This window comes from Roseovarius sp. SCSIO 43702, from assembly GCF_019599045.1.
Classification (GTDB): Bacteria; Pseudomonadota; Alphaproteobacteria; order Rhodobacterales; family Rhodobacteraceae; genus Roseovarius.
In genome coordinates this window covers 2,351,572-2,375,427 of sequence record NZ_CP080623.1, presented here as the reverse complement: position 1 = coordinate 2,375,427, position 23,856 = coordinate 2,351,572, and the positions used below count along the sequence as shown (strand labels likewise).

Sequence of the window (23,856 nt, the reverse complement as noted above, 5' to 3'; positions counted from 1 at the left end):
GGGTGTCATCGGGAGGGGGCGCTCATGATCGTTTCGCCACGTCTGCACATCCTGGCATCGGTTCTGGCCATCGTCGTCCTGACGGTGGCGGCGGTGTTCCTCGCGCAGGCGATGGGCGTGGCGACGGAGCGCATCCTCACGGTCTTCTTCATATCGCTCATCGGCGTCGTGGGCATCGGGATCTATACCGGCAACAGCGGCATCCTGAGCTTCGGGCACGTGGCGTTCATGGGGATCGGGGCCTATGCGGCGTCGATCCTGACGCTGCCGGTGCCGCTCAAGACCGCGACGCTGCCCAAGCTGCCGGAGTGGCTGGCCACCACGCAGCTCGACCTCGTGTCGGCGACGGCGGTGGCGGTGGTGTTCACCGCGCTGGTGGCGCTGGTCATCGGGCTGGCGATCGGGCGGCTCGAGGGGTCGGCGGCGGTGATCGCGACGCTGGGTCTTCTGATCATCGTGCACGGGGTCATCATCGGCTGGCGCGACGTGACGCGGGGCGCGCAATCCTTCTTCGGCGTGCCGCGCGAGACCGGGCTCTGGACCGCCGCGATCGGATGTATCCTCGCTCTGATCGTGGCGCGGCTCTACCGCGATTCGGTCTCGGGCCTGCGGCTGCGGGCGGGGCGGGAGGACGCGATCTCGGCCGGGGCGGTCGGCGTGCGCATCCGGCGCGAGCGGCTGATCGCCTGGGTGCTGAGCGCGGCGGTGATGGCGTTGGCCGGGGCGCTCATCGCGCATTTCCTGGGCGCGTTCAGCGCGAAGAAGTTCTATTTCGCCGATACCTTCCTGCTTCTGGCGATGCTTATCGTGGGCGGCATGAGCACGGTCACGGGGGCCGTCACCGGCGCGGTGGTCATCACGCTCGTCACCGAGCTTCTGCGGCGGCTGGAAAGCGGGTTCAGCATCGGCGGCCTCGAGATGCCGCCGGTCCTCGGCACGGCGCAGATCGGGATCGGTCTCATCATCCTCATCGCGATGTTCCGCAAGGCAGACGGGCTGGCCGGGCTGAAGGAATGGGAAGAGCGCCTGTTTCCCAGGACGCCCGACACCGCCGCCGCGCCGCCCTCGGAGCGCGAGGTCGAGGAGGAGAGCCGCCTCGTCGCGGAGAACCTTACGATGCGGTTCGGCGGGCTGACGGCGGTCGACGACGTGTCGCTTTCGATCGAGCCGGGCGAGATCGTCGGGCTCATCGGGCCGAACGGGTCGGGCAAGACCACCTATCTCAACATGCTCTCGGGCATCCTGACGCCCTCGGAGGGGCGGGTGCGGCGCGGGGGCGAGGACCTGACCGGGCTGAGCTCGCCGCAGGTCGCGGATCGCGGGATCGCGCGGACATTCCAGAACATCCGGCTGTTCTCGACGCTCAGCGTCTACCAGAACGTGCTGGTGGCGGCGCTCTCGACGAAGGGCGGGCGCGATGCGCAGGCGCGCGCGCAGTCGGCGATCGCGCGGATGGGCCTCGAGGCGAAGGCGGCGGAGGATGCGGGCACGCTGTCCTACGGGGACCAGCGCCGGGTCGAGATCGCCCGTGCCCTGGCCTGCGAGCCGTCGATCCTGTTCCTCGACGAGCCGGCGGCGGGCATGAACGCCGAGGAGACCGCCGCGCTGATGGAGCAGTTGCGCGGACTGACGCGGGATTTCGGGATCGGCATCCTGCTGGTGGATCACGACCTGCATCTCATCAACCAGCTTTGCGACCGGATCGCGGTGCTGAACGAGGGCCACCTGATCGCCGAGGGCACGCCCGCCGAGATACGCCGGAACCCGGCGGTGATCGAAGCCTACCTGGGGCCGGGCAGGGACCAGTGAACGACAACGCAACCACAACAGCATTCAACAAGGGAGAAAGACGATGAAACATCTGATCATTTCAACCGGCCTTGCGGCGGCCATGGCGCTGCCGGCGGTGGCCGAGACATTGCAGATCGGCACCGCCACTGCGCAAACAGGATCGCTTGCCTATGCCGATGCGCCGACGATGAAGGGCATGAAACTCGCCGTCGAAGAGATCAACGAGGCCGGCGGTATCGGCGGCACGACCAAGATCGAACTGATCGAAAAGGACGTGCGCTCGGACGCGGCGCAGACCTCGATCGCGGCGCAGGAGTTGGCCGATGCTGGCGTGTCGGTGATCGTGCTGCCGGGTGACTCCGATCCGTCGCTTGCCGCAGTCGGAGTGGTCAGCAGCGCGGGCATCCCTGCGATTTCGACGGTGGCGTCGTCTCCGACGCTGCCCGAAGTGGGTGGAGAGTTCATGTTCTCGAACTTCCCCGGCGACAACGTGCAGGCCACGGTTTCGGCCGAATGGGCACGCGAGCAAGGCTACGAAACGGCGTGGATCGTCTATTCGCCCGACACGCAATACACGACCATGCCGCTCTATTTCGCGGATGTCTTCGAGAAGCTCGGCGGCGAGGTCGTGGGACGTTCCACGAACACGATCGGCCAGCAGGATTTTTCGGCCATCGCCACCACGATCGCGTCGCAGGACCCGCAACCCGATGTGGTCATGACCTCGGCCTACGAGCCGGATTTCCCCTCGTTGCTGAAGGCGCTGCGCGCGGCGGGCGTGGAGAGCCAGATCATCGGGTCCGACGGGATCGACAGCCCGACGACCTTTTCGCTGGGCGATGTGGGAGAGGGTGTCGTCTTCACCACGGCGGGTCACGCAACACCGGGCAGTGCGCTGGAGGCGTTCGATCAGGCCTATGAGGCCAAATACGGTGAAGCGCCCGAAACGATCTACAGCGCGGTGGGCTATGACCTCATCAAGGTGATCGAGGCGGCGGTTCTCGCGGCCGAAGGATCGACCGATCCCAAGGATATCCGCGACGCCATGGCAGAACTCGAGAACGTGCAGGGTGCCACGGGGCTGATAACCTACAAGGGCACAAACGGAATGCCGGTGCGGCAGGTCTCGATCATCCGGGTCAAGGATGGGGAGCGCGAGCTGGTGGCCCAGCCCACGCCCGATCCCGATCTCATCCCCGCGCCGCGGATGCAGTGAGGAGGAAAGGGCGATGTCGCTTCTCTCGGTTTCAGGTCTGGAAGTCCGCTATGGCGCCGTGGAAGCGGTGCGCGGGATAGATTTCGAGATCGAGGAGGGCGAGATCGTCACGCTTCTCGGCGCCAACGGCGCCGGGAAGTCCTCGACGCTCAACGCACTGGTGGGCCTCGTCCCGGTCGCGGCAGGGCGGGTCGTCTTCGACGGCGAGGACATCACCCACCACGCGCCCGAGCGCTTCGCGCCGATGGGCATGACCCTGTCGCCCGAGGGGCGCCGCGTCTTCGGCACGCTGACGGTCGAGGAGAACCTGCGGATGGGCGCCTATGGCATCACCGAGCGGGACCAGGTGGCGGCGGCGTGGGAGCGGGTCTACGAGCTTTTCCCCATCCTCAAGGAGCGGCGCACGCAATTCGCCGGCACGCTCTCGGGTGGACAACAGCAGATGCTGGCCGTGGGGCGCGCGCTGATGAGCGGGCCGCGGCTTCTGCTGCTGGACGAGCCGTCGCTGGGCCTTGCGCCGAAGATCGTGAGCCAGGTCTTCGAGCTGATCGCGCGCCTGCGCGAGCAGGGCGTGACGCTCGTGGTGGTGGAGCAGAACGTGAGCATGGCGCTCGAGGTCGCGGATCGCGGCTATGTCCTGTCGGGAGGCAAGATCACCGCGCGGGGAACGGCGCGGGAGCTGGCCGCTGCCGACGATTTGCAGGCGGCCTATCTGGGAGCGGAGTGATGGATCTATTCTTGCAGCAGACGACGAACGCGCTGGCGCTGGGCGGCACCTACGCGCTTCTCGCGCTGGGCCTCGCGGTGGTCTTCTCGATCATGGGGCTCATCAACTTCGCCCATGGCGAGCTGATGACGATCTCGGGCTACACGCTGATGTATGCGGGCGCGGCGGGGCTTCCCTTCGCGGTGTCGGTGCCCCTGGCGATCCTCGCCGCGATGGTGGCGGCGGTGGCGATGGAGCGGATCGCCTTCCGGCCCGTGCGCAACGCGTCGGGGGCGACGATGCTCATCACCTCCTTCGCGGTGGCGATGATCCTCCAGGTGCTTTTCCAGAACCTCATTTCGGCGCGTTCGCAGGCCGTGCTCCTGCCCGATTTCCTGTCGGACAGCGTGCGGGTGGGCGGCTTCGTCATCGGGGTGAACAAGATCGTGGCGATCGTGGCGACGGTGGTCATGCTGATCTTTCTCGACCGGTTCATGAACAAGCAGAAGACCGGCATCGCGATGCGCGCGGCGGCCGAGGATTTCGCGGTGGCGCGTCTCATGGGGATCCGGGCCAACACGGTGATCGCGGGGGCCTTCGCGCTCTCCGGTCTGCTGGCGGGCGTGGCCGCGGTGCTCTGGGTGAGCCAGCGCGCCTCGGTCGATCCGCTGATGGGGTTCACGCCGGTTCTCAAGGCGTTCATCGCCGCGATCCTGGGCGGGCTCGGAAGCCTGCGGGGCGCGGTGGCGGGGGGCTTTGCCCTCGGGTTCATCGAGGTCTACCTGGCGGCGTTCCTGCCGCAGGAGATGCAGGAATTCCGCGATCCGATCGGGCTGGGCCTCGTGGTGCTGATCCTGCTCATCCGGCCCAACGGGCTGATCCCGTCGCGCGTCCTGGGCGCGGTGAAGGTGTGAGGGGGCAGGCGTGGGCAAGCTGAAGGCAACGCTTCTGGGGCCGGAGGATCCGGCCCCGTTCGAGACGGTGAACGGCGACAGCCGGTCCGCTGTCCTGCTGATCTGCGAGCACGGGGGGCAGGAGATTCCGCGCGCGCTGGGCGACCTGGGCCTGTGTCCCGGCGATATCGACAAGCATGTCGGCTGGGATATCGGCGCGGCGGGCGTGGCGCGTCGGCTGGCCGACGCCCTGGGGGCACCGCTGGTGATCCAGCCCTACAGCCGCCTCGTCATCGACTGCAACCGCCCGCCCGAGGCGCCCGACGCGATGCCCGAGATGAGCGACGGGGTGGCGGTGCCGGGCAACCGGAGCCTCGACGCCGCGGCGCGGTCCGCGCGCGAGACCGAGATCTTCCGTCCCTTTCACGCCGAGGTGGAGCGCCTGTTCGAGGCCGCGCCCCGCAAGGCGGCCTTCGCGATCCACAGCTTCACCCCGGTCTGGGCGGGCGAGGCGCGGGCCTGGGACGTGGGCTTCCTCTTCCGGCATGACTCGACGACCTCGCCCGCCCTCGCCGAGGCGCTGCGGGCGCTGGCGCCGGACCTGACCATCGGGCTCAACGAGCCCTACCAGATCGAGGATGCCTCGGACTGGTTCGTGCCGCGTCACGGCGAGGCGCGGGGTGTCGCGCACAGCCTGATCGAGATACGCAACGACCTGATCGCGGACGAGGAGGGCGAGGCCCTCTGGGCGGACCGCCTTGCCCGGATCATCACCGAAGTCATGGAGACGCAGACATGAAACTGACCCGCGATGTGCCCATCAACCCGTCCGAGGCCGCGCTTCTTTTCGTGGATGTCCAGAATTTCAGCGCCCACCGCGAGGGGGCCGAGTTCAAGGACATGAGCCCGGAGGAGTTCAAGGACTACGAGTGGTATTTCGAGCGGCTGGAGGGCGACGTGATCCCGGCGATGCAGCGCATCCAGGCGGCCTGTCGCGAGGCGGGCGTGGAGGTGATGTATACCTGCATCGAGAGCCTGACGCTCGACGGGCGCGACCGGAGCCTCGACTACAAGATCACCGGGTTCAACGTGCCGAAAGGATCGTGGGACGGCAAGGTCATCGACCAGATCGCGCCGGAGGGCGACGAGATCGTCCTGCCGAAATCCTCGTCCTCGGTCTTCGTCTCGACCCATATCGACTACATCCTGCGCAATCTCGGGGTGAAGCAGGTGATCATCAGCGGGCTCATCACCGACCAGTGCGTCGAAAGCGCGATCCGCGATGCCTGCGACCTGGGCTATCTCGTCACGCAGGTCACGGATGCGTGCCTCACCTACAGCCAGGAGCGGCACGACAACTCGCTGCGAACGATCAGGGGCTATTGCCGGCAGATGACGAGCGACGAGTTGATCCGGGAATTGAAGGACGCGTGACCATGGCGCTCTATGATCGGGACCGGGCCGTCATCTCGGGGCTGGAGAAGCTGCGGTTCTTTCCGGTGGCGCTTGTCGGCGGGGAGGGGGCGCACCTGATCGAGGAGGGCGGGCGGCGCCTTCTGGACCTCTCGGCGGGGTGGGGCGCGGCGAGCCTTGGCTACGCGCATCCGGCGATCCGGGAGGCGGTGGCGGGCGCGTTGTCCTCGCAGGCCGGGGCGACGCTTCTGTCGACGACGAACGCGCCGGCCGTGGCGCTGGCCGAGACGCTGCTCGAGATCACGCCGGGAGAGGGCGAGCGGCGGGTCTGGCTCGGTCATTCGGGGTCGGACGCGAACGAGACCGCGATGCGCGCGGTGCGGGCCGCCACGGGGCGCGAGCGGATCATGGCATTTCACGGCGCCTATCACGGCGGCACGCAGGGCTCGATGGAGATCTCGGGTCATTCCGCGCAGGAGGGCGTGACGAAATCGGCGGGCCTGACGCTGGTGCCCTATCCCGATCCCTATCGTCCCTACGAGGGCGACGCGACCGGGGAGGCGATCCTGGCGCATGTCCGCGCCCTGCTCGAGGGCGAGGTGCCCGGTCGCGAGGTGGCCGCCTTCTTCATCGAGCCGATCCAGGCGGATGGTGGCCTCATCGTGCCGCCCGAGGGGTTCCTGCGGAAGCTGGCCGCGCTTTGCGCGGAGTTCGGCATCCTCACGGTCTGCGACGAGGTGAAGGTGGGCCTTGCGCGGACCGGCATGATGCATTGCTTCGAGCATGAAGGGATCGCGCCCGACCTCGTGGTGTTCGGCAAGGGGCTGGGCGGCGGTCTTCCCGTCTCGGCGGTGGTGGGACCGGCGCGGGTGCTGGATTTCGCGCAATCCTTCTCGATGCAGACGCTGCATGGCAACCCGGTCTGTGCCAGCGCGGCGAAGGCGGTTCTCGACACGATGCGACGGGAGGCGCTGGCCGATCATGCGCGCGACGTGGGCGCGGCGATGATGGAGGGGCTGCGCGCGCTCGACCTCGACCGGATCGGCGACGTGCGGGGCCGCGGCCTCGCCATCGGTGTCGAGCTGATCGAGGATGCGCAGAAGACGCCGGCGGCGAACCTGGCGCGCAAGACGGTCTATCGCGCCTGGGAGCTCGGGGCGGTCTTCTACTATGTGGGCATGTCGTCGAACGTGCTCGAACTGACGCCGCCCCTGACGCTGAGCGAGGCGGAGGCGCGCGAGGGCGTCGAGATCATCGGGCAGGCGATCCGCGATGCGGCGGAGGGCCGGGTGGACGACGCGAAGCTCGCGGAATTCGCGGGGTGGTAGGCGGGATCTTCCCGCAAGGGGGCTGAGCCGGGCCGGAGGTCGTGGTTGCAGGGGCCGTTCGCTCTCGTGGTTTTCACGGGAAACCACTGTCGCTTGTGCTGTTTGGACCGTCGGTCCGCATTTCCCTTGGAAAAGCGGTTGGTGGGCGACCTTGGAATCGAACCAAGCGTGCGTCTCCGCGAGGGAGTTACAGTCCCCTGCCACACCTTGCGGCCTGTCGCCCACGCGCCCCGTGCGCTGCACCGGACGTGGCGGGTGATTACCGTCGAGACCCTCGGGGGTCAATAGGAAAATGGCTTGCGAAACGGGGCGCGGGACCGCAAGGAGGGACGGCGTCGAGGGAGGGCCGGAGCATGGCGAAGAAACCCCGCTGGGTGATCGAGAAAGAGCAGGCGAAACGCGCGGCGGGGGACGAGACCGTGTGGCTTTTCGGGCTGCATGCGGTGCGCGACGCGCTGGGCAATCCGCGGCGCGAGAAGCTGCGCCTTGTCGTGACGAAGAACGCCGCCGACAAGCTGGCCGAGGCCATCGAGGCGGCCGGGATCGCGCCCGAGATCGCCGATCCGCGCCGGTTTCCCGCGCCGCTCGATCCGAACTCGGTGCACCAGGGGGCGGCGCTCGAGGTCAGGCCGCTCGACTGGGGCAGCCTTGCCGATGTGTGCCTGCGCGACGGGCCGGGCGCGCCCAGGCTCCTGATGCTCGACCGGGTGACGGACCCGCATAACGTCGGGGCGATCCTGCGGTCGGCCGAGGTGTTCGGGGCCCGCGCCGTGATCGCGCCACGGCACCATTCCGCGCCCGAGACCGGCGCGCTGGCCAAGACGGCGAGCGGCGCGCTCGAGCGCCAGCCCTACCTGCGGGTGCGCAACCTGGCCGAGGCGATCGCGGAGGTGCAGGCGATGGGATTCCTGGCCCTGGGACTCGACGGGGAGGCCGAGGCGACGGTCGAGACCGCCCTCGAGGGGATGCGGGACAGGCCGGTCGCGCTGGTCCTCGGGGCGGAGGGGCCGGGATTGCGCCAGAAGACGCGCGAGACCTGCGACAGATTGGTCAAAATCCCGTTTTTCGGCGCTTTCGGCTCGCTCAACGTCTCAAATGCGGCGGCGGTTGCCCTATATGCCTCTCTGGAGAGGTGAACCGGGCAAGGCATGGCATCGAAGATCGCGACCTGTTGTTACTGTGGCACCCGCGCGGCGTTGGTCATGACCGAGGCCGGGCGGCACGAGTTGAGCTGCGCGGCCTGCGGGGCGCCGCTTCATGAAATGAAGGCGATGCCGGTGCGCAGGCCCGAGACGCCGCGCCGCGCGGCGCCCGCGCGTGCCGCGCCGAAGCCGTCGCGCCCGAAACCGGCGCCCTGTCACCGGAAGCGGGGACGCAGGATGCGCAAGTTTTCGCCGATGCGCATGATCTCGAAGGCTCTGGACGAGGTCTGGGACGAGATCGAGGATATTTTCGATTGACTTGTCAATGACTTATGAAATCTGCCTGCGGGGTTTTACGGAATCTTCACAGACAGGTGACAGGGTCTTTTTATGTAGGCTCTCAACCTTACATATAGATCAGAAACGCAGGCCCGGAACGCCTGTGTTTCCTTCACTGTCCCTCGTTCCGTGACTGCGCCCAAGGTTTCCTTGGGCGCTTTTTTCTGGGCAAAGGCGAATTTTCTGCCAAAGATCCCGCGCGGAGACGGGCGGCGGAAAACGGGGAGAGGCCATGGACGAGCGCTATGACGATGCCTGGTTGAAGGCGATCCTGGAACGAACGCTCCGGATCGCCGTGGTCGGCGTCTCGGCCAACCCGGTGCGGCCGAGCTATTACGTCGCGCGATACCTTGCCCTCAAGGGGTACGAAATCTTCCCGGTCAACCCGGGTCACGCCGGATCGGAGCTTTTCGGGCGCGAGGTTCACGCGAGCCTGTCGGATATCCGCGCCGAGGTGGACATGGTCGATATCTTCCGCCGCTCCGAGCATGTGGGCCCGATCGTCGACGAGGCGCTTGCGGCCTTTCCGGCGCTCGAGACGATCTGGATGCAGATCGGCGTGGTGAACGAGGCCGCGGCGGAGCGGGCGCGGGCGCGCGGGGTGGACGTGGTGATGAACCGCTGTCCCAAGATCGAGTACCAGCGCCTCTTCGGCGAGTTGCGCATGGGCGGTTTCGCCACGGGGATCATCTCGTCGAAGCTGTGAGCCCGTGGCGGGCGGATTTTCCCGCGTCTACGGCCCGGGAAAGGCGGTCAGGTGGCGTGGAAATCGGCCGCGATGCGGGTCTCGCGCAGGGGACGGACGAGGCGGATGGCCTCGGCATAGAGCGGGTGCGCCTTGTAGGCGGCGAGCGCCTCCTCGTCCTCGAACTCGGCATAGACGACGATATCGACGTGCGTTTCGCTGATCGTGTCGGCCTGGAGGTTGCGGCCAAGTTCGAAATGGCGCGCGTGGGGGATGCGCGAGAGCGTCATGAGCCCCTCGTGGATGGCGTCGAGATCGGCGCGGTCGCGGGCGGAGAAGAAGACGATGTGACGGATCATTCGGGTCGCTCGGCCTTTTCCTGAAGTCCTGATTTCTGCTGGCGGGCGTCGAGTTCGGCCATGACCTCGGCCAGCGTCACGCCGCGGGCGCGCAGCATGACGAGAAGGTGAAAGAGCACGTCCGCGGCCTCGGAGGCGAGGCGTGCGCGATCGCCCTTCACCGCCTCGATGATGGCCTCGACCGCTTCCTCGCCGAATTTCTCGGCGGCCTTCTCGGGGCCCTTCGCCAGGAGTTGCGCGGTCCAGCTTTCCTCGGGCGAGGCGCCGGCGCGGGCGGCGACGATGCGATCGAGTTCGTCGAGTGTCATGCGCCCAACCTCACGGGAATGCCGGCGGCGGCCATGTGGGCCTTGGCCTCGGCGATGGTATGGTCGCCGAAATGGAAGATCGACGCGGCGAGCACCGCTGAGGCGCCGCCTTCGAGCACGCCCGCGACCAGATGGTCGAGCGTGCCCACGCCGCCCGAGGCGATGACGGGGATGTCGACCGCATCGACGATGGCGCGGGTGAGCGGCAGGTTGAAGCCCGCGCGCGTGCCGTCGCGGTCCATCGAGGTGAGCAGGATTTCGCCCGCCCCCTTCGCCGCGACGGTGCGGGCGAACTCGACGGCGTCGATGCCGGTGGCGCGGCGGCCGCCATGGGTGAAGATCTCCCAGCGGTCGGGCGCCACGGTCTTGGCGTCGATGGCCACGACGATGCACTGGCTTCCGAAGAGATCGGAGGCCGCGCGCACCACGTCGGGGTCGGCCACGGCGGCGGAGTTGAAGCTGACCTTGTCGGCGCCTGCGAGGAGCAGGTTGCGCACATCCGAAGGCGTGCGGACGCCGCCGCCCACGGTGAGCGGGATGTAGCATTCCTCGGCCGTGCGGCGCACCACGTCGAACATCGTGCCGCGATTCTCGTGCGTGGCGTGGATGTCGAGGAAGCACAGCTCGTCCGCGCCCGCCGCGTCGTAGGCGCGCGCGGCATCGACCGGATCGCCCGCGTCGCGCAGGTCGACGAAGTTCACGCCCTTCACGACGCGGCCATCGGCCACGTCGAGGCAAGGGATGATGCGGGTCTTGAGCATGAACGTGCCACCAGATCGGGTTCCAGGCGGTTGTTTATGGTCATTTGCGCCCACATGCCAGAGGGTGATGGCGCGGTGCGGCAGGAAATGCCCGCCTCGCGCTTTTTCGGGAAACCCGGCGCGGGGCCGCCGCGTTGCGGAGGAAGGGTGCGGGCGGCGCGGCTCCCGGGGGGGCCTTGTGCCGGCTGCACGGATCAGGAACGGAGAAAGAAGATGAAACGAATTCTTGCCGCGGTCGCCGCCGGATTTCTTGCCACCGGCGCCTGGGCCGGCGCCGACGACATCGTGCGGGTCAAGGCCGAAGGCGATGTGGACAAGGTGATGGACGCGCTGGAGCTTGCCGTCGAGGGCGCGGGGGCCACGGTCTTTGCCCGCGTCGATCACGCCACGGGTGCCGAGGAGGCGGGCATGTATATCGCGCCGTCGCAGGTTCTCATCTTCGGAAATCCGAAGATCGGGACGCTGGCGATGCAGGACGATCCGCTCGCGGGGCTTTACCTGCCGATGAAGGTGCTTGTCTATCGCGATGGCGACGGGCAGGTCTGGCTGGCCTACGAGGAGCCGGGCGAGATGCTCGACGATGCCGAGGGGATTTCGGACGATGCCGAATACCTGGGGCAGATGCGCGAGGCGCTGGAGGCGCTGACCGCCAAGGCCGCGAAGGGCTGACGCGGCGGCGCGTCGGCCCGACCGGCGCGCGCCCGCCTAGCTCGAAAGAGCGTCGAGCGCCGCGCGCAGGTCGAGCGCGCCGTCATAGAGCGCGCGGCCGGAGATCGCGCCGTCGAGCGGCGCGCCGCAATCGCGCAGGGCGATGAGGTCGGCGAGCGAGGAGACGCCACCCGAGGCGATCACCGGGATCGAGACCGCGCGGGCGAGCGCCGCCGTCGCCTCGATATTGGGGCCCTGCATGGCGCCGTCGCGGTCGATGTCGGTATAGATGATCGCCGCGACGCCCGCGTCCTCGAAGGACCTGGCGAGGTCGGTGACCATGACATCGGTTTCCTCGGCCCAGCCCTTCGTGGCCACGCGCCCGTCGCGGGCGTCGATGCCCACGGCCACCTGACCGGGAAAGGCGCGGGCGGCCTCGCGCACGAGGGCGGGGTTCTCGACCGCGACGGTTCCGAGGATCACCCGCGCGAGACCTTTCGAGAGCCAGCGTTCGATCGTGGCCATGTCGCGAATGCCGCCGCCGAGTTGCGCGGGCACGTCGCAGCGCGCGAGGATCGCCTCGACCGCCGCGGCGTTCACCGGCTCGCCAGCGAAGGCGCCGTTCAGATCCACGAGATGCAGCCATTCGCAGCCCGCCGCCACGAACTCGGCCGCCTGGGCCGCGGGGTCGTCGTTGAAGACGGTGGCGGCGTCCATCTCGCCGCGCAGGAGGCGCACGGCCTGGCCGTCCTTGAGGTCGATGGCGGGGTAGAGGATCATGCGCGCGGCTCCGTGGGGCAGGGGTGGGCCGGGATGTGCCACGCGGGCGGGACGAATGCAACGCGACCCTACGTCAGTGTTGATCTGATGCGGCGGCACGGGTCATGCTCGGTGCGCAATCTCAGGGAGGAGACGAGATGAAACGTATCGGTATGGCGGCGGTTGCGCTGGTGATGAGCGCGGGGATCGCCTGGGCGGCGGATCCGCTCGAAGGCTATTGGCGGACCGCGAAGGACGACAACGGCAATTCGGGGCTCATCCATGTGAAGCCCTGCGGCGGCGCGCTTTGCGGCACGCTGATCAAGGCCTACGGCCCGAATGGCAAGGAGATCAAGAGCGACAACGTGGGGCGCCAGATCATCTCGCAGACCAAGGCGGAGGGCGGCGGCGCCTATTCGGGCAAGGTCTATTCGCCGGATCGCGGCAAGACCTACGCGTCGCGGCTTCAGATGTCGGGCAACACGCTCAAGGTGAAGGGCTGCGTGCTCGGGATCTGCCGTGACGGCGGGACGTGGAAGAAGGTCAAGTAGGCGAGAGGGTGCATCCGCGGAACGGATGAATCCCTGAAGGACGAGGGGGCGCATGCCGGTCGCGGTGTGCGCCTTTTTCCATGCGGATCAGTCGGGCGCGGTGCCGAAGACCGACCAGCCGGTCAGGTCCGAGAGGCGTTGCATCGCCTCGGTCCCGAGCTTGGAATTGCCGTAGCGGTTCAGCCCCGGTGCCCAGACCGCGACCGACGCCTTGTCCGGCACGATGGTGAGGATGCCACCGCCGACGCCGCTCTTGCCCGGCAGGCCGACGCGATAGGCGTAGTCGCCCGAGCCGTCATAATGCCCGCAGGTCATCATCAGCGCGTTGATCCGCCGGATGCGGCCCGGCGAGACGAGCCCCGGCGCATCGTCGCAGCCGGTCAGGAAGAGGCCCGCGTTGGCAAGCTGCCGGCAGGTCATCTCGATGGCGCATTGGTGGAAATAGGTGCCCAGCGTCTCGTGGGGCGGATTCTCCAGGTTCCCGTGGGACAGGAGGTAATGCGCAAGGGCGAAGTTGCGGTGGCCCGTCGCGATCTCGGATGCGGCGACGGAGTCGTTGATGTGGATCTTCTCGTCGCCCGCGGCATCGCGCACGAAGCTCAGGATCGCGGCAAGGGCGCCGCGCGGCTCGTGGGTGCCGGAGAGCACGGCGTCGGTGGTGACGATCGCGCCCGCGTTGATGAACGGGTTGCGGGGCCGGCCCCTTTCCAGCTCGAGCAGGATGACACTGTCGAAGGCCTGCCCGGAGGGTTCGCGCCCGACCCGCTCCCAGAGGCGATCGCCGCGCAGCCCGAGCGCGATGGCGAGGGTGAAGACCTTCGACACGGACTGGATCGAGAAGGGCGTGGCCGCGTCGCCCGCGATCAGGGTCGGATGGCCGGGGCGGGCCACGGCGATCGCGAACTGATCGGGGTCGATGGCGGCGAGCTCGGGGATGTAGTCGGCCACGCGGCCCTTGTCCGGGTCCTCCCGCGCCTCGAGGGCGATACGGTCGAGTATGGCCTGGAGCGTGGCGTCGTCCGGCGGGGTCATGGACTCCAGTCCAGGAAGTTCGCGATGATGGCAAGGCCCGTGGCCTGGCTCTTCTCGGGGTGGAACTGCGTGCCGACGATGTTGTCGCGCCCCACGACCGTGGTGATGTCGCCCGCGTAGTCGACATGGGCAAGGCGGTGGCCCGGGTCATCGACCGTGAAGTGGTAGGAATGGACGAAATAGGCGTGCTGGCCCGTGGCGACGCCCGCGAGCACCGGGTGGGGATGGTCGATGACGAGGTCGTTCCAGCCCATATGCGGCACCTTGAGCCGGTCGTCCGATGGCGTGATCGGACCGACGGTGCCCGCGATCCAGTCGAAGCCCGCCGTCTGCCGATGTTCCAGCCCGCGCGTGGCGAGCATCTGCATCCCGATGCAGATTCCCATGAAGGGCCGGCCGTCACGGATGACGCGCTCCTCGATGGCCTCGAAAAGGCCGCTCAGGTCGAAGAGAGCCGCCCGGCAGGCGGGAAAGGCGCCGTCTCCGGGAAGCACGATCCGCTCGGCCCGGCGCACGATGTCGGGGTCGGAGGTCACGATCACCTCGCCCGCATCCACCTCGCGCGCCATGCGCTGGAACGCCTTTTCCGCGGAATGCAGGTTGCCGGCGCTGTAGTCGACGAGAACGGTGGTCATGGGCTCAGAGCGCGCCCTTGGTGGAGGGGATCGCGTCGGACTTGCGCGGATCGGTCTCGACCGCGTCGCGCAGGGCCCGCGCGAGCGACTTGAACGCGGCTTCGGCCATGTGGTGACTGTTGATCCCGCGCAGGGCGTCGAGGTGGAGCGTGATGCCGCCATGGGTGACGAAAGCCTGGAAGAATTCGCGCACGAGCTCGGTGTCGAAGCTGCCGATGCGGTCGGTGGGAAGGTCCATGTGCCACGCAAGGTAGGGCCGCGCCGAGAGATCGAGCGCCACGCGCACCAGCGCGTCGTCCATCGGCAGCAGGCACGCGCCGTAGCGCCGGATGCCGCGCTTGTCGCCGAGCGCCTCGGTCAGCGCCTGCCCGAGCGCGATGCCCACGTCCTCGACCGTGTGGTGATCGTCGATATGCCGGTCGCCCTCGCAGCGGATGCGCAGGTCGAAAAGCGCGTGGCGCGCGAGCTGGTCGAGCATGTGGTCGAAGAAGCCGACGCCGGTCTCGTTGTCGTAGTTTCCGGTGCCGTCGAGCGCGAGCTCGACGGTGATGTCGGTCTCGGCGGTCTTGCGGGTGATCGTGGCGCGGCGCATGGGCGACCTCTCGGTGATGTGCGCGGTCCTTATAGGGGGGACGGACGGGCAGGCCAAGCCGGGATCACGAAACCCCGTCTTAATCCCTGCGCGCTATCGTCGGTGCGAATCGTTCCGGAGGGACGGATGCAGTTGCGGCTCGAGACACCCGCGCAGGTCAGGGGGTTTGCCATCGGCGCGACCCTCGTGGGTATGGTGGCGGCCGATGCGATCCAGTTCGCGCTTCTCCCGCGCGACGCGTGGGCACGGGTTTTCGTCGCGAACGCGGTGATCATGGTCTGCCTGCTGCTGCCCATCGCCTATCTCGCCGGGATAGGCCTTCTGGCCAATCACCGGCTGAGGCAGCAGCTCTCTCACGCGGTCGATCACGACACGCTGACCGGGAGCGCCTCGCGCCGGCGGTTCTATCGCGCGGTGTCGGAGGAGCGCGATTGGCCGTTGATGGTCGTGGCGGTGGATATCGACCATTTCAAGCAGGTGAACGACCGATACGGGCACAAGGCGGGGGATGCGGCGCTTTCGCAATTCGCGCGGTGCCTGCAACGCACCTGTCGCGCGGGCGACATCGTGGCGCGTTTCGGCGGGGAGGAGTTCGTGATCCTGTTGCAGGCGCGGAGGCTGGCCGAGGCGGAAGCCATCGCCGAGCGGTTGCGCGGCGCGGTCGCCGAGCACCGTTTCCTGGTCGAGGGACGCGCCATCCGGCTCACGGCCAGCTTCGGTGTCGCCGAGGTGTCGGGCGGGGAGGCGATCGACGCCGCATTGCACCGCGCCGACCTGGCGCTCTACCGGGCGAAATCGGCCGGGCGGAACCGCGTCCGCGTGGACGGGTCCGGGGCGCGGGATGCGTCGGGCGAGGGCGAGGGGGAGCGTGCGCGCGGTCCCGATCCACCGCCCGGGCCGATGCGGGGGGAGGCGTGATGCGCGCGGGGTCGCGGGCGGAGGGTCGCGCGGGGCCGGTGAAGTTGACGGGGACGGGGTGTGTCGGAGAGGCTGTCGCGTGGGAGGCTGCCGGGCGAATCGCGGTCGTATCGGCGGGGGATCAGCCGGTCTCGCGCCCCTCGGCCAGCGCGCGGAAATGGGCAAGCACGTGGACGCGGATGGCCGAGGCGAGGCCCATCTCGGGCGCGTCGCCGGCGGTTCGCGCCGCGTCGATCTCGGCGGCAAGTTCGTTGAGCGGTATGCCGCGCGCTCGGGCGATGTCGCGGAAGGCGCGCCAGAAATCCGGTTCGAGCGAGACGCTGGTGCGATGCCCGCGCAGCGTGAGCGAGTGTTTCTGGGGCCGGGCGCTCACCGGTCCCGCTTCCGGTCCGCGTGATCGCGCGCCTCTTTCTCGGCGCGGGCGCGATTGAGGGATTTCTGCGCCTTGCTGCGCCCGAACTTCACCGAGTTCTCGTCGGCGCGCGCCTTCTTCTCGGCGCGCGTGCGGGCCTTGCGGACCTTGTTGAGATTGATGGGCGTCGTACTCATCGGGGGCTCATCACGTGCGGATTCGCGCGGAACGGATCGGCGATCCAGCGCGGTCTGGTGACCATGCGCCCGCACCGCGCCGCGTGGCAAGCCGCTTTTGGGCGTGGTGGCGGGTGACGGGACGGCCCAAGAGGGGCGAGGGACCGGGAAGAGGAGTCTGCGGCGGGTCGAAGGGGCTGACGCGTCGGGCGCCGCGCGCCGCCCCGGCCCGGATGCCGGGGGTGCCCACGCGCCCCCGCCTGCCGGGTGTCCTGCCCCGAAGCGTGCGGCGCCCGACCGCTGGCTGCGGCAGGGCGCGGCTCATCGGGGGCCGATCATGTCCTGCGGACGCACGATGCGGTCGAAGGTCTCCTCGTCGACGAAGCCGAGATTGACGGCCTCCTCGCGCAGGGTGGTGCCGTTCTTGTGCGCGGTCTTGGCGACCTTGGTGGCGTTGTCATAGCCGATCTCGGGGGCGAGCGCCGTGACCAGCATGAGCGATTCGCGCATCAGCTTGTCGATGCGTTCCTCGTTGGCCTCGATGCCGCTCAGCATCCGCTCGGTGAAGCTGTCGGCCGCGTCGCCCAGAAGCTGGATGGATTGCAGCAGGTTGTAGGCCATCATCGGGTTGTAGACGTTGAGCTCGAAATGGCCCTGGCTGCCCGCGAACTTGATCGCCGCGTCGTTGCCCATCACATGCGCGGCCACCTGCGTGAGCGCCTCGGCCTGCGTGGGGTTCACCTTGCCCGGCATGATCGACGAGCCAGGCTCGTTCTCGGGAAGGATCAGCTCGCCCAGGCCGGAGCGGGGGCCGGAGCCGAGAAAGCGGATGTCATTGGCGATCTTGTAGCAGGAGCCCGCCACCGTCGCGAGCGCGCCGGAGAGGAACACCATCGCGTCATGGGCCGCCAACGCCTCGAACTTGTTGGGCGCGGTGACGAAGGGCAGGTCGGTGATGCGCGCCATGTTGGCCGCGACCTCCTCGCCCCAGCCCTTGCGGGTGTTGAGGCCGGTGCCGACGGCGGTGCCGCCCTGCGCCAGCTCGTAGATGCCGGGCATCGCCGCGTCGATGCGCGCGAGGCCCTGGCGGACCTGGTGGGCATAGCCCGAGAATTCCTGTCCGAGCGTCAGCGGCGTCGCGTCCTGCGTGTGGGTGCGGCCGATCTTGATGATGTCGCGGAATTCCTCGGACTTGGCCTCGAGCCCGTGGAGAAGCTTTTCGAGCCCCGGGCGCAGAACGTCGCGCACCATCATGGCGGTGGCGATGTGCATGGCGGTGGGGAAGGTGTCGTTCGAGCTTTGACCCATGTTGCAGTGATCGTTGGGATGCACCGGGTCCTTGGTGCCGATCTCGCCGCCCAGGATCTCGATCGCGCGGTTGGCGATCACCTCGTTGGCGTTCATGTTGGATTGGGTGCCCGAGCCCGTCTGCCAGACGACGAGAGGGAAATGATCGTCGAGCTTGCCCGCGATGACCTCGCCTGCCGCTTCGATGATGGCATCGGCGATCCGCGCGTCGAGCCCGCCCGCCTTCCTGTTGGCCTCCGCGCAGGCCTGCTTGATGACGCCGAGCGCACGCACGATCGCGACGGGCTGCGTTTCCCACCCGATGGGGAAGTTCATGAGCGACCGCTGCGTCTGGGCGCCCCAGTACTTGTCGGCGGGCACCTCGAGGGGGCCGAAGCTGTCGGTTTCGGTGCGGGTGGCGGTCATTCGGAGCGCTCCTGGTGGTGATCGGTTCGCGCCCGTCATAACGGCTGCGGCGGAAAGATCAACGTCACCCGGACTGCGCGGGACGGGGGTGCCAGCGGCGCGGTGCTATTTCCTGAACTTGTCGAGGCTGACCACCTCGGCCTCGCGCCGTTCGCGATCCTCGTGCGGGGCTGGGTCCGGGGCGTGGTCGTCGTCATCAAGCTCGTCGAGGTCGAGACCTTCGAACGGATCCTCCTCGTCGTCATCCTCCTGCTGCTCGAAGCGCAGGCCGAACTCGACGGATGGATCGACGAAGGTCTGGATCGCGTCGTAGGGGATGAAAAGGCGCTCGGGCGCGTCGCCGAAATTGAGCGTGATGCCGAAGCCGTCCTCGCCCACCTCGAGATTGTCGAACCAGTGCTGCATCACCACGGTCATGTCCGAGGGGTAGCGTTCGCGCAGCCAATCGGCGAGCCGCGCGTCGGGATGGGTCGTGTCGAAGGTGATGAAGAAATGATGCGCGCCGGGCAGGCCGTTGTCCTGCACATCGGTCAAGACGGTCTGGATCAGGCGCCGCATGGCGGCGTGCATCAGCTTTCCGTAGTCGATGATGCGCGGCATCCTTGCCTCTCCCGATCGCCCGCAGGCCGCAGTTCCTCGCTCCACAATACGGGATTCGGACGAAAGTGAAAGACCCCGAAATCGCGCTGCGCGATGGTTCTCCGGTCAGCCAAGGGCGAAGACGCCCAGCGCAAGGAGCGATGCCACCGCGAGCGTGGCCGGGATCGCCCAGCGCAGGACGAGCAGCGCCGCCGCCGAGACCAGCAGGAGGGCTGCCGCGAGAGGCTCGAAGGTCGCAAGATCGGGCCAGGCCCCCCATGGCGTGCGGTGCGTGGCGGCGAAGAGCACGTGAAACGCGAACCAGAGCGCGAGGTTCAGGGTCACCCCCACCACCGCCGCCGACACCCCGCTCAGCGCGCCGCGCAGGCGGGGCCTGCCCAGAAGCCAGTCGACATAGGGCGCGCCCGCGAAAATCCAGAGGAAGCAGGGCAGGAATGTCACCCAGAGCGTCATCGCCCCGGCCAGGAGGGCAAGCGGCCAGCCGCCCTGTGCGAAGCCCGCGAGGAGGCCCACGAATTCGGTCACGAGGATGAGCGGGCCGGGCGTCGTCTCGGCCAGGCCCAGCGCGTCGATCATCTGGTCGGTGGTGATCCAGCCATGCGTCTCGACCACGACCTCGGTCATGTAGGCCAGGACGGCGTAGGCCCCGCCGAATGTCACGACGGCAAGTTTCGAGAAGAAGAGGCCGATGTCGGTCAGGAACTCCGCCCCGCTGGCATGGGCCAGGGCGAGCGGCGCCGCCCAGAGCGCGCCGAAGACCGGCAGGAGGCGCCAGAGGTGCCGATGGCCGGGATGATGCGCGTGCGGGGCCGGATCGCCCCGTGGCCCGAGAATCGCGCCGGCGAGGCCCGCACCCAGGATAACGAGCGGGAAGGGCACCGCGAGCACATACATGGCGACGAAGGCGGCCGCCGCCAGCCCCCAGTGGAGCGGGCCGCGCAGGGCCTTGCGCGAAAGGCCCCAGAGCGCGCGCAGGACGATGGCCACGACGGCGGCCTTCACCCCCAGGAACGCCGCCTGCACCCAGGCGAGATCGGCATAGGCCGCGTAGGCGCCCGCCAGAAGGAGGATGACCGCAGCGCCCGGCAGCACGAAGAGCAGCCCCGCCAGCAGCCCGCCCGGTACCCCGCGCAGACGCCAGCCCGCGTAGGTCGCAAGCTGCATCGCTTCGGGGCCGGGCAAGAGCATGCAGAAGGAGAGCGCGCCGAGGAAGCGATCCTCGGAGAGCCAGCCGCGGCGCGCGACCAGCTCGTCATGCATGAGCGCGATCTGCGCGGCCGGGCCGCCGAAGGACAGCAGCCCGATGCGCGCGAAGCAGCTGAAGAGGTCGGGATATGTGGGGGCCATCGCTCAGCCCCTTGACCGTTCGTGGCAGTCATGCGTCTCGTTCGCGCCGTCGCGCGCCCAGCGATAGAGCGCGTCGTAGAGCGGAAGGCCCGCCGCGAGCTGCGCCTGATCGCCGCGGTGAAGGCGCGAGAGGCCGACCGAAAGGGCCAGCAGCCCCGCGGCCGCCGGGTGCAACTCGTGCCGATCGGTGTCGGCGCCGCGAATGACCGTCGCGAGACGGGCGAGCGGGGCGGAAGTCAGGGCGAAATCCGCGAGAAGGGCGTCGAAGGTGCACTCCGCGCCGCGATGGGTGTAGCGGGCACCGTCCACGTCGAAGGGAATGGCGCGGAAGCGGTCGGCGACGTCGGCCACCTCGGCGGGTGCCACGAAGAGGAAACGCGCGCGCCGGTCGATGAACCGCCGGACGAGCCAGGGACAGGCGATGCGGTCGATCCGGGGCCGGTGGCGTGTGACCCATAGGGTCGGGCTCGCAGGGTCGGGCAGCTCGGCGAGGGGAATGCGCATCGTCCCGTCGCCGTCGCGCCAGCCGTGGTTGCCGCCCTGCAGGAAGGAAGCCTCGATGCCTTCCGAGGCGAGCCACGCCGCGCCGCCCTGGCTCAGCTTCCGGCCCTTCTGGCAAACGATGACGGCGCGGCCCCCGTCGAGACGGCGGGCGAGGCCGGGAAGATCGCGGTGATCGTGACGCCATGCGCCGGGGATGAGGAAAGGGTCCGCGGCGACATCCTCGTCGAGCGAGAGATCGACGATCTCGGGGCAATCGGGCGTGCCGATCAGGCGGTCGAGGCAGGATACGGTGATTTCATCGGGCGCAGGCATGGCACATCCTCTGGAAACGACAGTGGATGCGACTTTGGGCCTGGGCCTCACGGGGCAGTCGCGTGTGGCCCCATGCGGCAAGAATGCGCCTCGGCGGGCGATGTGTCAATGTCCGGGCAGAAATGGAAAGTGCAGGCTTCTGTTGCCAGGTGCCTGCGAACCCCGCCTTACCTTGCTAGAGGCAAGGGCTTAAAGTTTCGATTCCTCGAACTGCTTACGCAGCCAGAGCAACCGGAGCACGATTGTCGTTGGCAATTATGCTTTGATGAACCGATAACGGTGGTATCTCACCGGGACAAAGCTAACCCCTTTAGACGTTCGTCGATCCTGTTTCGGCCCCGTGATCCCCCAACGAGGGTATTTGGTGGAGCCGCCGGGTACCGCCCCCGGGTCCGATCCGCTTATTACGAGCGCGTTTATGTCCATAGTCCCTTGCAGAACACTTGGAATATAGGGCCGATCAGGCCGCTTGCAAAGGGGGCGGACAGGAAAAATCCCCGGTGTGGACCGGGGATTTTCCGCAGGAACGGGGCAGGGCCCCCGGTGTCAGCCGGCCTGTCGAAAATCGGTGTCGGGCGTGACGGCGAAGCGGCCGCCCTTGAGCTTCTGCAGCTTTCCCTGGCGCAGGAGTTGCCCGAAGGAACGGAGCCCGTCCTCGCGCGAGAACCCTTCGTCGCTGATCTCGCGCAGCTTGTGCATGAGCATCGGGCGCGAGAACTGGTCGCGGCCCTCGACATCGGCGAGGTAGGCGGCGGCCGCCTCGAGAAGGTCGGTCAGGCTGTTGGCGCCGACCTGCTCGGCATAGTCGGCGAAGCTTGCGGCGTCGTCGTTCCGGGCCGCGGGCGCTTCGGCCACGAGATCGGAATGCGACACCCGGCGCGGGCGCACCGGCTCGGTCGGGCGGTCGATGCGCTGCTCGGCCACGAGGCGCAGCGGCGCGGGACGCTCGGTCGCCGGGCGTTCGGCGCGGGCCGTGCCGCTTGCCACGGGGCGGCGCGGGCGCACGGCCTGCTCGAGATCGAGGCGGTAGGGCGCCACGTCGGCGGGCTTGGTGATGTCGCCGCCGGCCTTCTTCTCGGCCCTCGTGGCCGCGACGGCGGCGCGCAGGTGCTGGATCGCGCTGCGGCGCTTGGTGCCTTCGCTGTCGCCAAGCTGCGTGTCGGCCTCGCGGAACATGCGATCGGCCTCGGCGCCATCTGCGCCCCTCGGGAGGCGTTCGGACCCGGCGGGGCGGGCGCTGTCGGCCTCGGGGTCGGACGCCTCGACGGCGTGGTCGGTCTCGTCCTCGTCTTCGTCCCATTCGTCGTCGGCGTGCGTGGTTTCCGCGTCGTCGTCTTCGTGGTCGCTGGCGACCTCGGCGTCGTCGGCCGCGACCTCAGTTTCCCCAGATGCGTCGATATCGTCCTGCGCGGCGGCGGCCAGTTCGGCTTCGACCTCGGCCAGTTCGCGCTGAAGCTCGGCCTCATCCTCCGGGCTGAGGGCGGCCTCGTCCTCGTCGTCGCGGGCGAGGCCGGTTTCGGCCATGACGGCCTCGAACTCGCTGCGCTTCATCTTGACGACGCGGGCCTCGAGCGGTTGCGCGGTGTCGGTGTCGGTGTCGGTGTCGGTGTCGTCGGCTCCGGTTTCGCCACCCAGCGCGTCGGCCATGAGTTGCGCGAGCGTGTCCTCGTCCGACCCGGCGTCCTCATCCGCATCGTCGATCTCGTCTTCGATATCCTCGGCCGTTTCCTCCACGCTCTCCTCGGGCGCGGTGTCGAGGGATGTTTCCGTCTCGACCTCGGGAGCCGGCGCGGGAGCGGCGGCATCGGCCACGTCCGCGCCCAGAAGCGCGTCGATGTCATCGTGGGCGTCGATGTCGTCGTCATATGCCATCGCGTCGAAATCGAGCGTCTCGGCCTCATCCGGCGTCTGACCGGCGAGCGGCTCGGACGTCACGGCGGCGAGGATCGCGTCGTCGTCGAGGCTTTCGTCCTCGCGGTCATCGGGCGCGGAATCGTCGGCCTGCGCCGCCTCGTCCTCGGCCTCGTCGTCGTCGCGGAGGTCGGTCGCCGCCTCGTCCTCTGCCGGGACTTCGGGGGCGTCGCGCAGTTCGGCGGCGTCGTCCTCGGCCAGCGCCTCGTCAAGCTCGGCCGCGGTTTCGGCCAGGAAATCCTGCGCGTGTTCGTCCTCGCTGTAGCCACCGGCGAAGGCGGTGCTGACGGGGTTGGCGACCGCGCGGATGCGGCGCAGCTTGTCGGCCACCGACTCGGCGGTGCCGGAGGCGGGCGCGGCGCGGCGCGGGGCGGGGTCGGTCCAGTCGTCGGCGGTGTCGTCATCGGTTTGGACGCGCTCTGCCATGTCGCGAGCGAGTGACATGGCAGAGCTGTCCGCGGCCCTGGGGGCCGCATCCGTGCCATCGGGCAGCATGGCGGCGGAATCTCGGGGTGTGGTGTCCTCGGCATCGGCGGCGCGCAGGTGGATGCGGCCATCGGCATCATGTGCCTCGACCCGGCGCGCGATCTCGCGCTCGGCGATACGTGCCAGCATCTCTGCGTCGGGGGTGGGAGGCTCGGCGCCGAAATAGCGGTCGTCGGCTGCCAGATCGCGGAAATACTCGGCGATCGCCTTCATCGTATCGAAGCTGTCGTCGAATCCCTCGAGGGTACACGAGAAGGTCCCATAGGAGACCGTGAGGATTTTACTTGTATTGACCATAAGATGCTCGCTTTGTGTTTGCCCACACAAGGCGTGTTTACCATGGTGGACCCGTCAAAAGAGGCCCGAATCTGAGAAGACG

At 68.4% G+C, this 23,856-nt stretch carries 27 protein-coding genes, 1 tRNA gene and 1 other RNA gene; 13 read left to right on the top strand and 16 right to left on the bottom strand.

The features are described from left to right. Nucleotides 1-24 precede the first annotated feature (24 nt). The 7 genes from K1T73_RS11725 to K1T73_RS11695 are packed head-to-tail and all read left to right on the top strand — an operon-like array spanning nt 25 to nt 7,347. Nucleotides 25-1,809, top strand: coding sequence for an ATP-binding cassette domain-containing protein (locus K1T73_RS11725; protein ID WP_220600881.1), 1,785 nt, complete (start codon nt 25-27; stop codon nt 1,807-1,809). Nucleotides 1,810-1,852: 43 nt separating this feature from the next. Continuing rightward, the gene (locus K1T73_RS11720) at nt 1,853-3,007 is read left to right on the top strand and encodes an ABC transporter substrate-binding protein (RefSeq protein WP_220600880.1); all 1,155 of its coding nucleotides are present in this window, start codon (nt 1,853-1,855) and stop codon (nt 3,005-3,007) included. Nucleotides 3,008-3,020: 13 nt separating this feature from the next. Continuing rightward, nucleotides 3,021-3,734, top strand: coding sequence for an ABC transporter ATP-binding protein (locus K1T73_RS11715; RefSeq protein WP_220600879.1), 714 nt, complete (start codon nt 3,021-3,023; stop codon nt 3,732-3,734). After that, a complete protein-coding gene (locus tag K1T73_RS11710) occupies nt 3,734-4,627 on the top strand; it encodes a branched-chain amino acid ABC transporter permease (protein ID WP_220600878.1) in 894 nt (297 codons plus the stop codon). Before K1T73_RS11715 ends, K1T73_RS11710 begins: the two co-directional genes overlap by 1 nt. 10 nt (nt 4,628-4,637) lie before the next feature. Then, the gene (locus tag K1T73_RS11705; protein ID WP_259400231.1) at nt 4,638-5,405 is read left to right on the top strand and encodes an N-formylglutamate amidohydrolase; all 768 of its coding nucleotides are present in this window, start codon (nt 4,638-4,640) and stop codon (nt 5,403-5,405) included. Continuing rightward, nucleotides 5,402-6,040: an isochorismatase family cysteine hydrolase gene (locus K1T73_RS11700; protein ID WP_220600877.1), complete on the top strand. Its 639-nt coding sequence runs from the start codon at nt 5,402-5,404 to the stop codon at nt 6,038-6,040. Before K1T73_RS11705 ends, K1T73_RS11700 begins: the two co-directional genes overlap by 4 nt. A 2-nt stretch (nt 6,041-6,042) precedes the next feature. After that, nucleotides 6,043-7,347, top strand: a complete 1,305-nt coding sequence (locus K1T73_RS11695) for an aspartate aminotransferase family protein (RefSeq protein WP_220600876.1) — start codon at nt 6,043-6,045, stop codon at nt 7,345-7,347. Nucleotides 7,348-7,486: 139 nt separating this feature from the next. Here K1T73_RS11695 and K1T73_RS11690 read toward each other — a convergent pair. After that, nucleotides 7,487-7,570: transfer RNA gene (locus K1T73_RS11690), tRNA-Tyr, on the bottom strand. 130 nt (nt 7,571-7,700) lie between these two features. Here K1T73_RS11690 and rlmB point away from each other — a divergent pair. The 3 genes from rlmB (at nt 7,701) to K1T73_RS11675 (ending at nt 9,534) form a co-directional block, all read left to right on the top strand. Beyond that, the gene (gene rlmB, locus K1T73_RS11685) at nt 7,701-8,483 is read left to right on the top strand and encodes a 23S rRNA (guanosine(2251)-2'-O)-methyltransferase RlmB (protein WP_220600875.1); all 783 of its coding nucleotides are present in this window, start codon (nt 7,701-7,703) and stop codon (nt 8,481-8,483) included. Nucleotides 8,484-8,495: 12 nt separating this feature from the next. Continuing rightward, the gene (locus K1T73_RS11680) at nt 8,496-8,807 is read left to right on the top strand and encodes a hypothetical protein (protein ID WP_220600874.1); all 312 of its coding nucleotides are present in this window, start codon (nt 8,496-8,498) and stop codon (nt 8,805-8,807) included. 253 nt (nt 8,808-9,060) lie between these two features. Then, nucleotides 9,061-9,534, top strand: a complete 474-nt coding sequence (locus tag K1T73_RS11675) for a CoA-binding protein (protein WP_220600873.1) — start codon at nt 9,061-9,063, stop codon at nt 9,532-9,534. Between the two features lie 47 nt (nt 9,535-9,581). On the opposite strand, the gene K1T73_RS11670 is transcribed toward K1T73_RS11675, so the two are convergent. The 3 genes from K1T73_RS11670 to hisF are packed head-to-tail and all read right to left on the bottom strand — an operon-like array spanning nt 9,582 to nt 10,941. After that, nucleotides 9,582-9,872 (bottom strand): Dabb family protein, encoded by a 291-nt coding sequence (locus tag K1T73_RS11670; protein WP_220600872.1) that lies wholly within the window; start codon nt 9,870-9,872, stop codon nt 9,582-9,584. Further along, nucleotides 9,869-10,180, bottom strand: coding sequence for a phosphoribosyl-ATP diphosphatase (locus K1T73_RS11665; protein ID WP_220600871.1), 312 nt, complete (start codon nt 10,178-10,180; stop codon nt 9,869-9,871). Before K1T73_RS11665 ends, K1T73_RS11670 begins: the two co-directional genes overlap by 4 nt. Next, nucleotides 10,177-10,941: an imidazole glycerol phosphate synthase subunit HisF gene (hisF, locus tag K1T73_RS11660; protein ID WP_220600870.1), complete on the bottom strand. Its 765-nt coding sequence runs from the start codon at nt 10,939-10,941 to the stop codon at nt 10,177-10,179. Before hisF ends, K1T73_RS11665 begins: the two co-directional genes overlap by 4 nt. Nucleotides 10,942-11,154: 213 nt before the next feature. Between hisF and K1T73_RS11655 the strand changes: the two genes are divergently transcribed. After that, entirely contained in the window at nt 11,155-11,610 is a 456-nt protein-coding gene (locus K1T73_RS11655) for a DUF302 domain-containing protein (protein ID WP_220600869.1), read from the top strand. 36 nt (nt 11,611-11,646) lie between these two features. Here the strand turns inward: K1T73_RS11655 and hisA are convergent, their stop codons facing one another. Beyond that, a complete protein-coding gene (gene hisA / locus K1T73_RS11650) occupies nt 11,647-12,369 on the bottom strand; it encodes a 1-(5-phosphoribosyl)-5-[(5-phosphoribosylamino)methylideneamino]imidazole-4-carboxamide isomerase (protein WP_220600868.1) in 723 nt (240 codons plus the stop codon). A 137-nt stretch (nt 12,370-12,506) separates the two neighbouring features. Here hisA and K1T73_RS11645 point away from each other — a divergent pair, with 137 nt between their 5' ends. Further along, nucleotides 12,507-12,899, top strand: coding sequence for a DUF2147 domain-containing protein (locus tag K1T73_RS11645; RefSeq protein ID WP_220600867.1), 393 nt, complete (start codon nt 12,507-12,509; stop codon nt 12,897-12,899). Between the two features lie 87 nt (nt 12,900-12,986). Here K1T73_RS11645 and K1T73_RS11640 read toward each other — a convergent pair whose 3' ends face one another. Genes K1T73_RS11640 through hisB form a run of 3 tightly spaced genes read right to left on the bottom strand, consistent with a single transcriptional unit; the run spans nt 12,987 to nt 15,158 of the window. Next, the gene (locus K1T73_RS11640) at nt 12,987-13,931 is read right to left on the bottom strand and encodes a glutaminase (protein ID WP_220600866.1); all 945 of its coding nucleotides are present in this window, start codon (nt 13,929-13,931) and stop codon (nt 12,987-12,989) included. Then, nucleotides 13,928-14,566 carry an imidazole glycerol phosphate synthase subunit HisH gene (gene hisH, locus K1T73_RS11635; RefSeq protein WP_220600865.1) on the bottom strand — a complete coding sequence of 213 codons (639 nt, stop codon included), beginning with the start codon at nt 14,564-14,566 and terminating at the stop codon, nt 13,928-13,930. The genes K1T73_RS11640 and hisH overlap by 4 nt, the downstream gene beginning before the upstream one ends. 4 nt (nt 14,567-14,570) lie before the next feature. Beyond that, on the bottom strand, nt 14,571-15,158 hold the full coding sequence (gene hisB / locus K1T73_RS11630) for an imidazoleglycerol-phosphate dehydratase HisB (protein ID WP_220600864.1): 588 nt from the start codon (nt 15,156-15,158) through the stop codon (nt 14,571-14,573). A 126-nt stretch (nt 15,159-15,284) separates the two neighbouring features. Here hisB and K1T73_RS11625 point away from each other — a divergent pair, with 126 nt between their 5' ends. Further along, nucleotides 15,285-16,076, top strand: coding sequence for a GGDEF domain-containing protein (locus K1T73_RS11625; protein ID WP_220600863.1), 792 nt, complete (start codon nt 15,285-15,287; stop codon nt 16,074-16,076). A 121-nt stretch (nt 16,077-16,197) separates the two neighbouring features. Here the strand turns inward: K1T73_RS11625 and K1T73_RS11620 are convergent, their stop codons facing one another. The 8 genes from K1T73_RS11620 to K1T73_RS11585 all read right to left on the bottom strand — a co-directional run bounded on the left by K1T73_RS11620 (nt 16,198) and on the right by K1T73_RS11585 (nt 23,774). After that, entirely contained in the window at nt 16,198-16,449 is a 252-nt protein-coding gene (locus K1T73_RS11620) for a ribbon-helix-helix domain-containing protein (protein ID WP_220600862.1), read from the bottom strand. Further along, nucleotides 16,446-16,625 carry a DUF4169 family protein gene (locus K1T73_RS11615; RefSeq protein ID WP_220600861.1) on the bottom strand — a complete coding sequence of 60 codons (180 nt, stop codon included), beginning with the start codon at nt 16,623-16,625 and terminating at the stop codon, nt 16,446-16,448. The genes K1T73_RS11620 and K1T73_RS11615 overlap by 4 nt, the downstream gene beginning before the upstream one ends. 300 nt (nt 16,626-16,925) lie before the next feature. Beyond that, on the bottom strand, nt 16,926-18,317 hold the full coding sequence (fumC, locus tag K1T73_RS11610; protein ID WP_220600860.1) for a class II fumarate hydratase: 1,392 nt from the start codon (nt 18,315-18,317) through the stop codon (nt 16,926-16,928). 105 nt (nt 18,318-18,422) lie between these two features. Further along, nucleotides 18,423-18,917 carry an SspB family protein gene (locus K1T73_RS11605; RefSeq protein WP_220600859.1) on the bottom strand — a complete coding sequence of 165 codons (495 nt, stop codon included), beginning with the start codon at nt 18,915-18,917 and terminating at the stop codon, nt 18,423-18,425. Between the two features lie 105 nt (nt 18,918-19,022). Next, the gene (chrA, locus tag K1T73_RS11600; RefSeq protein ID WP_220600858.1) at nt 19,023-20,264 is read right to left on the bottom strand and encodes a chromate efflux transporter; all 1,242 of its coding nucleotides are present in this window, start codon (nt 20,262-20,264) and stop codon (nt 19,023-19,025) included. A gap of 3 nt (nt 20,265-20,267) precedes the next feature. Next, nucleotides 20,268-21,080: a chromate resistance protein ChrB domain-containing protein gene (locus K1T73_RS11595; RefSeq protein ID WP_220600857.1), complete on the bottom strand. Its 813-nt coding sequence runs from the start codon at nt 21,078-21,080 to the stop codon at nt 20,268-20,270. A 128-nt stretch (nt 21,081-21,208) separates the two neighbouring features. Continuing rightward, nucleotides 21,209-21,560: a transfer-messenger RNA gene (gene ssrA, locus K1T73_RS11590) on the bottom strand. 66 nt (nt 21,561-21,626) lie between these two features. Continuing rightward, nucleotides 21,627-23,774, bottom strand: a complete 2,148-nt coding sequence (locus K1T73_RS11585; RefSeq protein WP_259400230.1) for a hypothetical protein — start codon at nt 23,772-23,774, stop codon at nt 21,627-21,629. Nucleotides 23,775-23,856: the final 82 nt, after the last annotated feature.

Coding starts and splice junctions, on each gene's coding strand:
- hisH (WP_220600865.1), bottom strand. CDS start 14,566: ATGACCACCGTTCTCGTCGACTACAGCGCCGGCAACCTGCATTCCGCG.
- K1T73_RS11605 (WP_220600859.1), bottom strand. CDS start 18,917: ATGCCGCGCATCATCGACTACGGAAAGCTGATGCACGCCGCCATGCGG.
- hisF (WP_220600870.1), bottom strand. CDS start 10,941: ATGCTCAAGACCCGCATCATCCCTTGCCTCGACGTGGCCGATGGCCGC.
- K1T73_RS11645 (WP_220600867.1), top strand. CDS start 12,507: ATGAAACGTATCGGTATGGCGGCGGTTGCGCTGGTGATGAGCGCGGGG.
- K1T73_RS11710 (WP_220600878.1), top strand. CDS start 3,734: ATGGATCTATTCTTGCAGCAGACGACGAACGCGCTGGCGCTGGGCGGC.
- K1T73_RS11675 (WP_220600873.1), top strand. CDS start 9,061: ATGGACGAGCGCTATGACGATGCCTGGTTGAAGGCGATCCTGGAACGA.
- fumC (WP_220600860.1), bottom strand. CDS start 18,317: ATGACCGCCACCCGCACCGAAACCGACAGCTTCGGCCCCCTCGAGGTG.
- K1T73_RS11700 (WP_220600877.1), top strand. CDS start 5,402: ATGAAACTGACCCGCGATGTGCCCATCAACCCGTCCGAGGCCGCGCTT.
- K1T73_RS11725 (WP_220600881.1), top strand. CDS start 25: ATGATCGTTTCGCCACGTCTGCACATCCTGGCATCGGTTCTGGCCATC.
- K1T73_RS11655 (WP_220600869.1), top strand. CDS start 11,155: ATGAAACGAATTCTTGCCGCGGTCGCCGCCGGATTTCTTGCCACCGGC.
- K1T73_RS11695 (WP_220600876.1), top strand. CDS start 6,043: ATGGCGCTCTATGATCGGGACCGGGCCGTCATCTCGGGGCTGGAGAAG.
- chrA (WP_220600858.1), bottom strand. CDS start 20,264: ATGGCCCCCACATATCCCGACCTCTTCAGCTGCTTCGCGCGCATCGGG.
- K1T73_RS11640 (WP_220600866.1), bottom strand. CDS start 13,931: ATGACCCCGCCGGACGACGCCACGCTCCAGGCCATACTCGACCGTATC.
- K1T73_RS11615 (WP_220600861.1), bottom strand. CDS start 16,625: ATGAGTACGACGCCCATCAATCTCAACAAGGTCCGCAAGGCCCGCACG.
- K1T73_RS11680 (WP_220600874.1), top strand. CDS start 8,496: ATGGCATCGAAGATCGCGACCTGTTGTTACTGTGGCACCCGCGCGGCG.
- rlmB (WP_220600875.1), top strand. CDS start 7,701: ATGGCGAAGAAACCCCGCTGGGTGATCGAGAAAGAGCAGGCGAAACGC.
- K1T73_RS11595 (WP_220600857.1), bottom strand. CDS start 21,080: ATGCCTGCGCCCGATGAAATCACCGTATCCTGCCTCGACCGCCTGATC.
- hisA (WP_220600868.1), bottom strand. CDS start 12,369: ATGATCCTCTACCCCGCCATCGACCTCAAGGACGGCCAGGCCGTGCGC.
- K1T73_RS11585 (WP_259400230.1), bottom strand. CDS start 23,774: ATGGTCAATACAAGTAAAATCCTCACGGTCTCCTATGGGACCTTCTCG.
- K1T73_RS11670 (WP_220600872.1), bottom strand. CDS start 9,872: ATGATCCGTCACATCGTCTTCTTCTCCGCCCGCGACCGCGCCGATCTC.
- K1T73_RS11715 (WP_220600879.1), top strand. CDS start 3,021: ATGTCGCTTCTCTCGGTTTCAGGTCTGGAAGTCCGCTATGGCGCCGTG.
- K1T73_RS11665 (WP_220600871.1), bottom strand. CDS start 10,180: ATGACACTCGACGAACTCGATCGCATCGTCGCCGCCCGCGCCGGCGCC.
- K1T73_RS11720 (WP_220600880.1), top strand. CDS start 1,853: ATGAAACATCTGATCATTTCAACCGGCCTTGCGGCGGCCATGGCGCTG.
- K1T73_RS11625 (WP_220600863.1), top strand. CDS start 15,285: ATGCAGTTGCGGCTCGAGACACCCGCGCAGGTCAGGGGGTTTGCCATC.
- hisB (WP_220600864.1), bottom strand. CDS start 15,158: ATGCGCCGCGCCACGATCACCCGCAAGACCGCCGAGACCGACATCACC.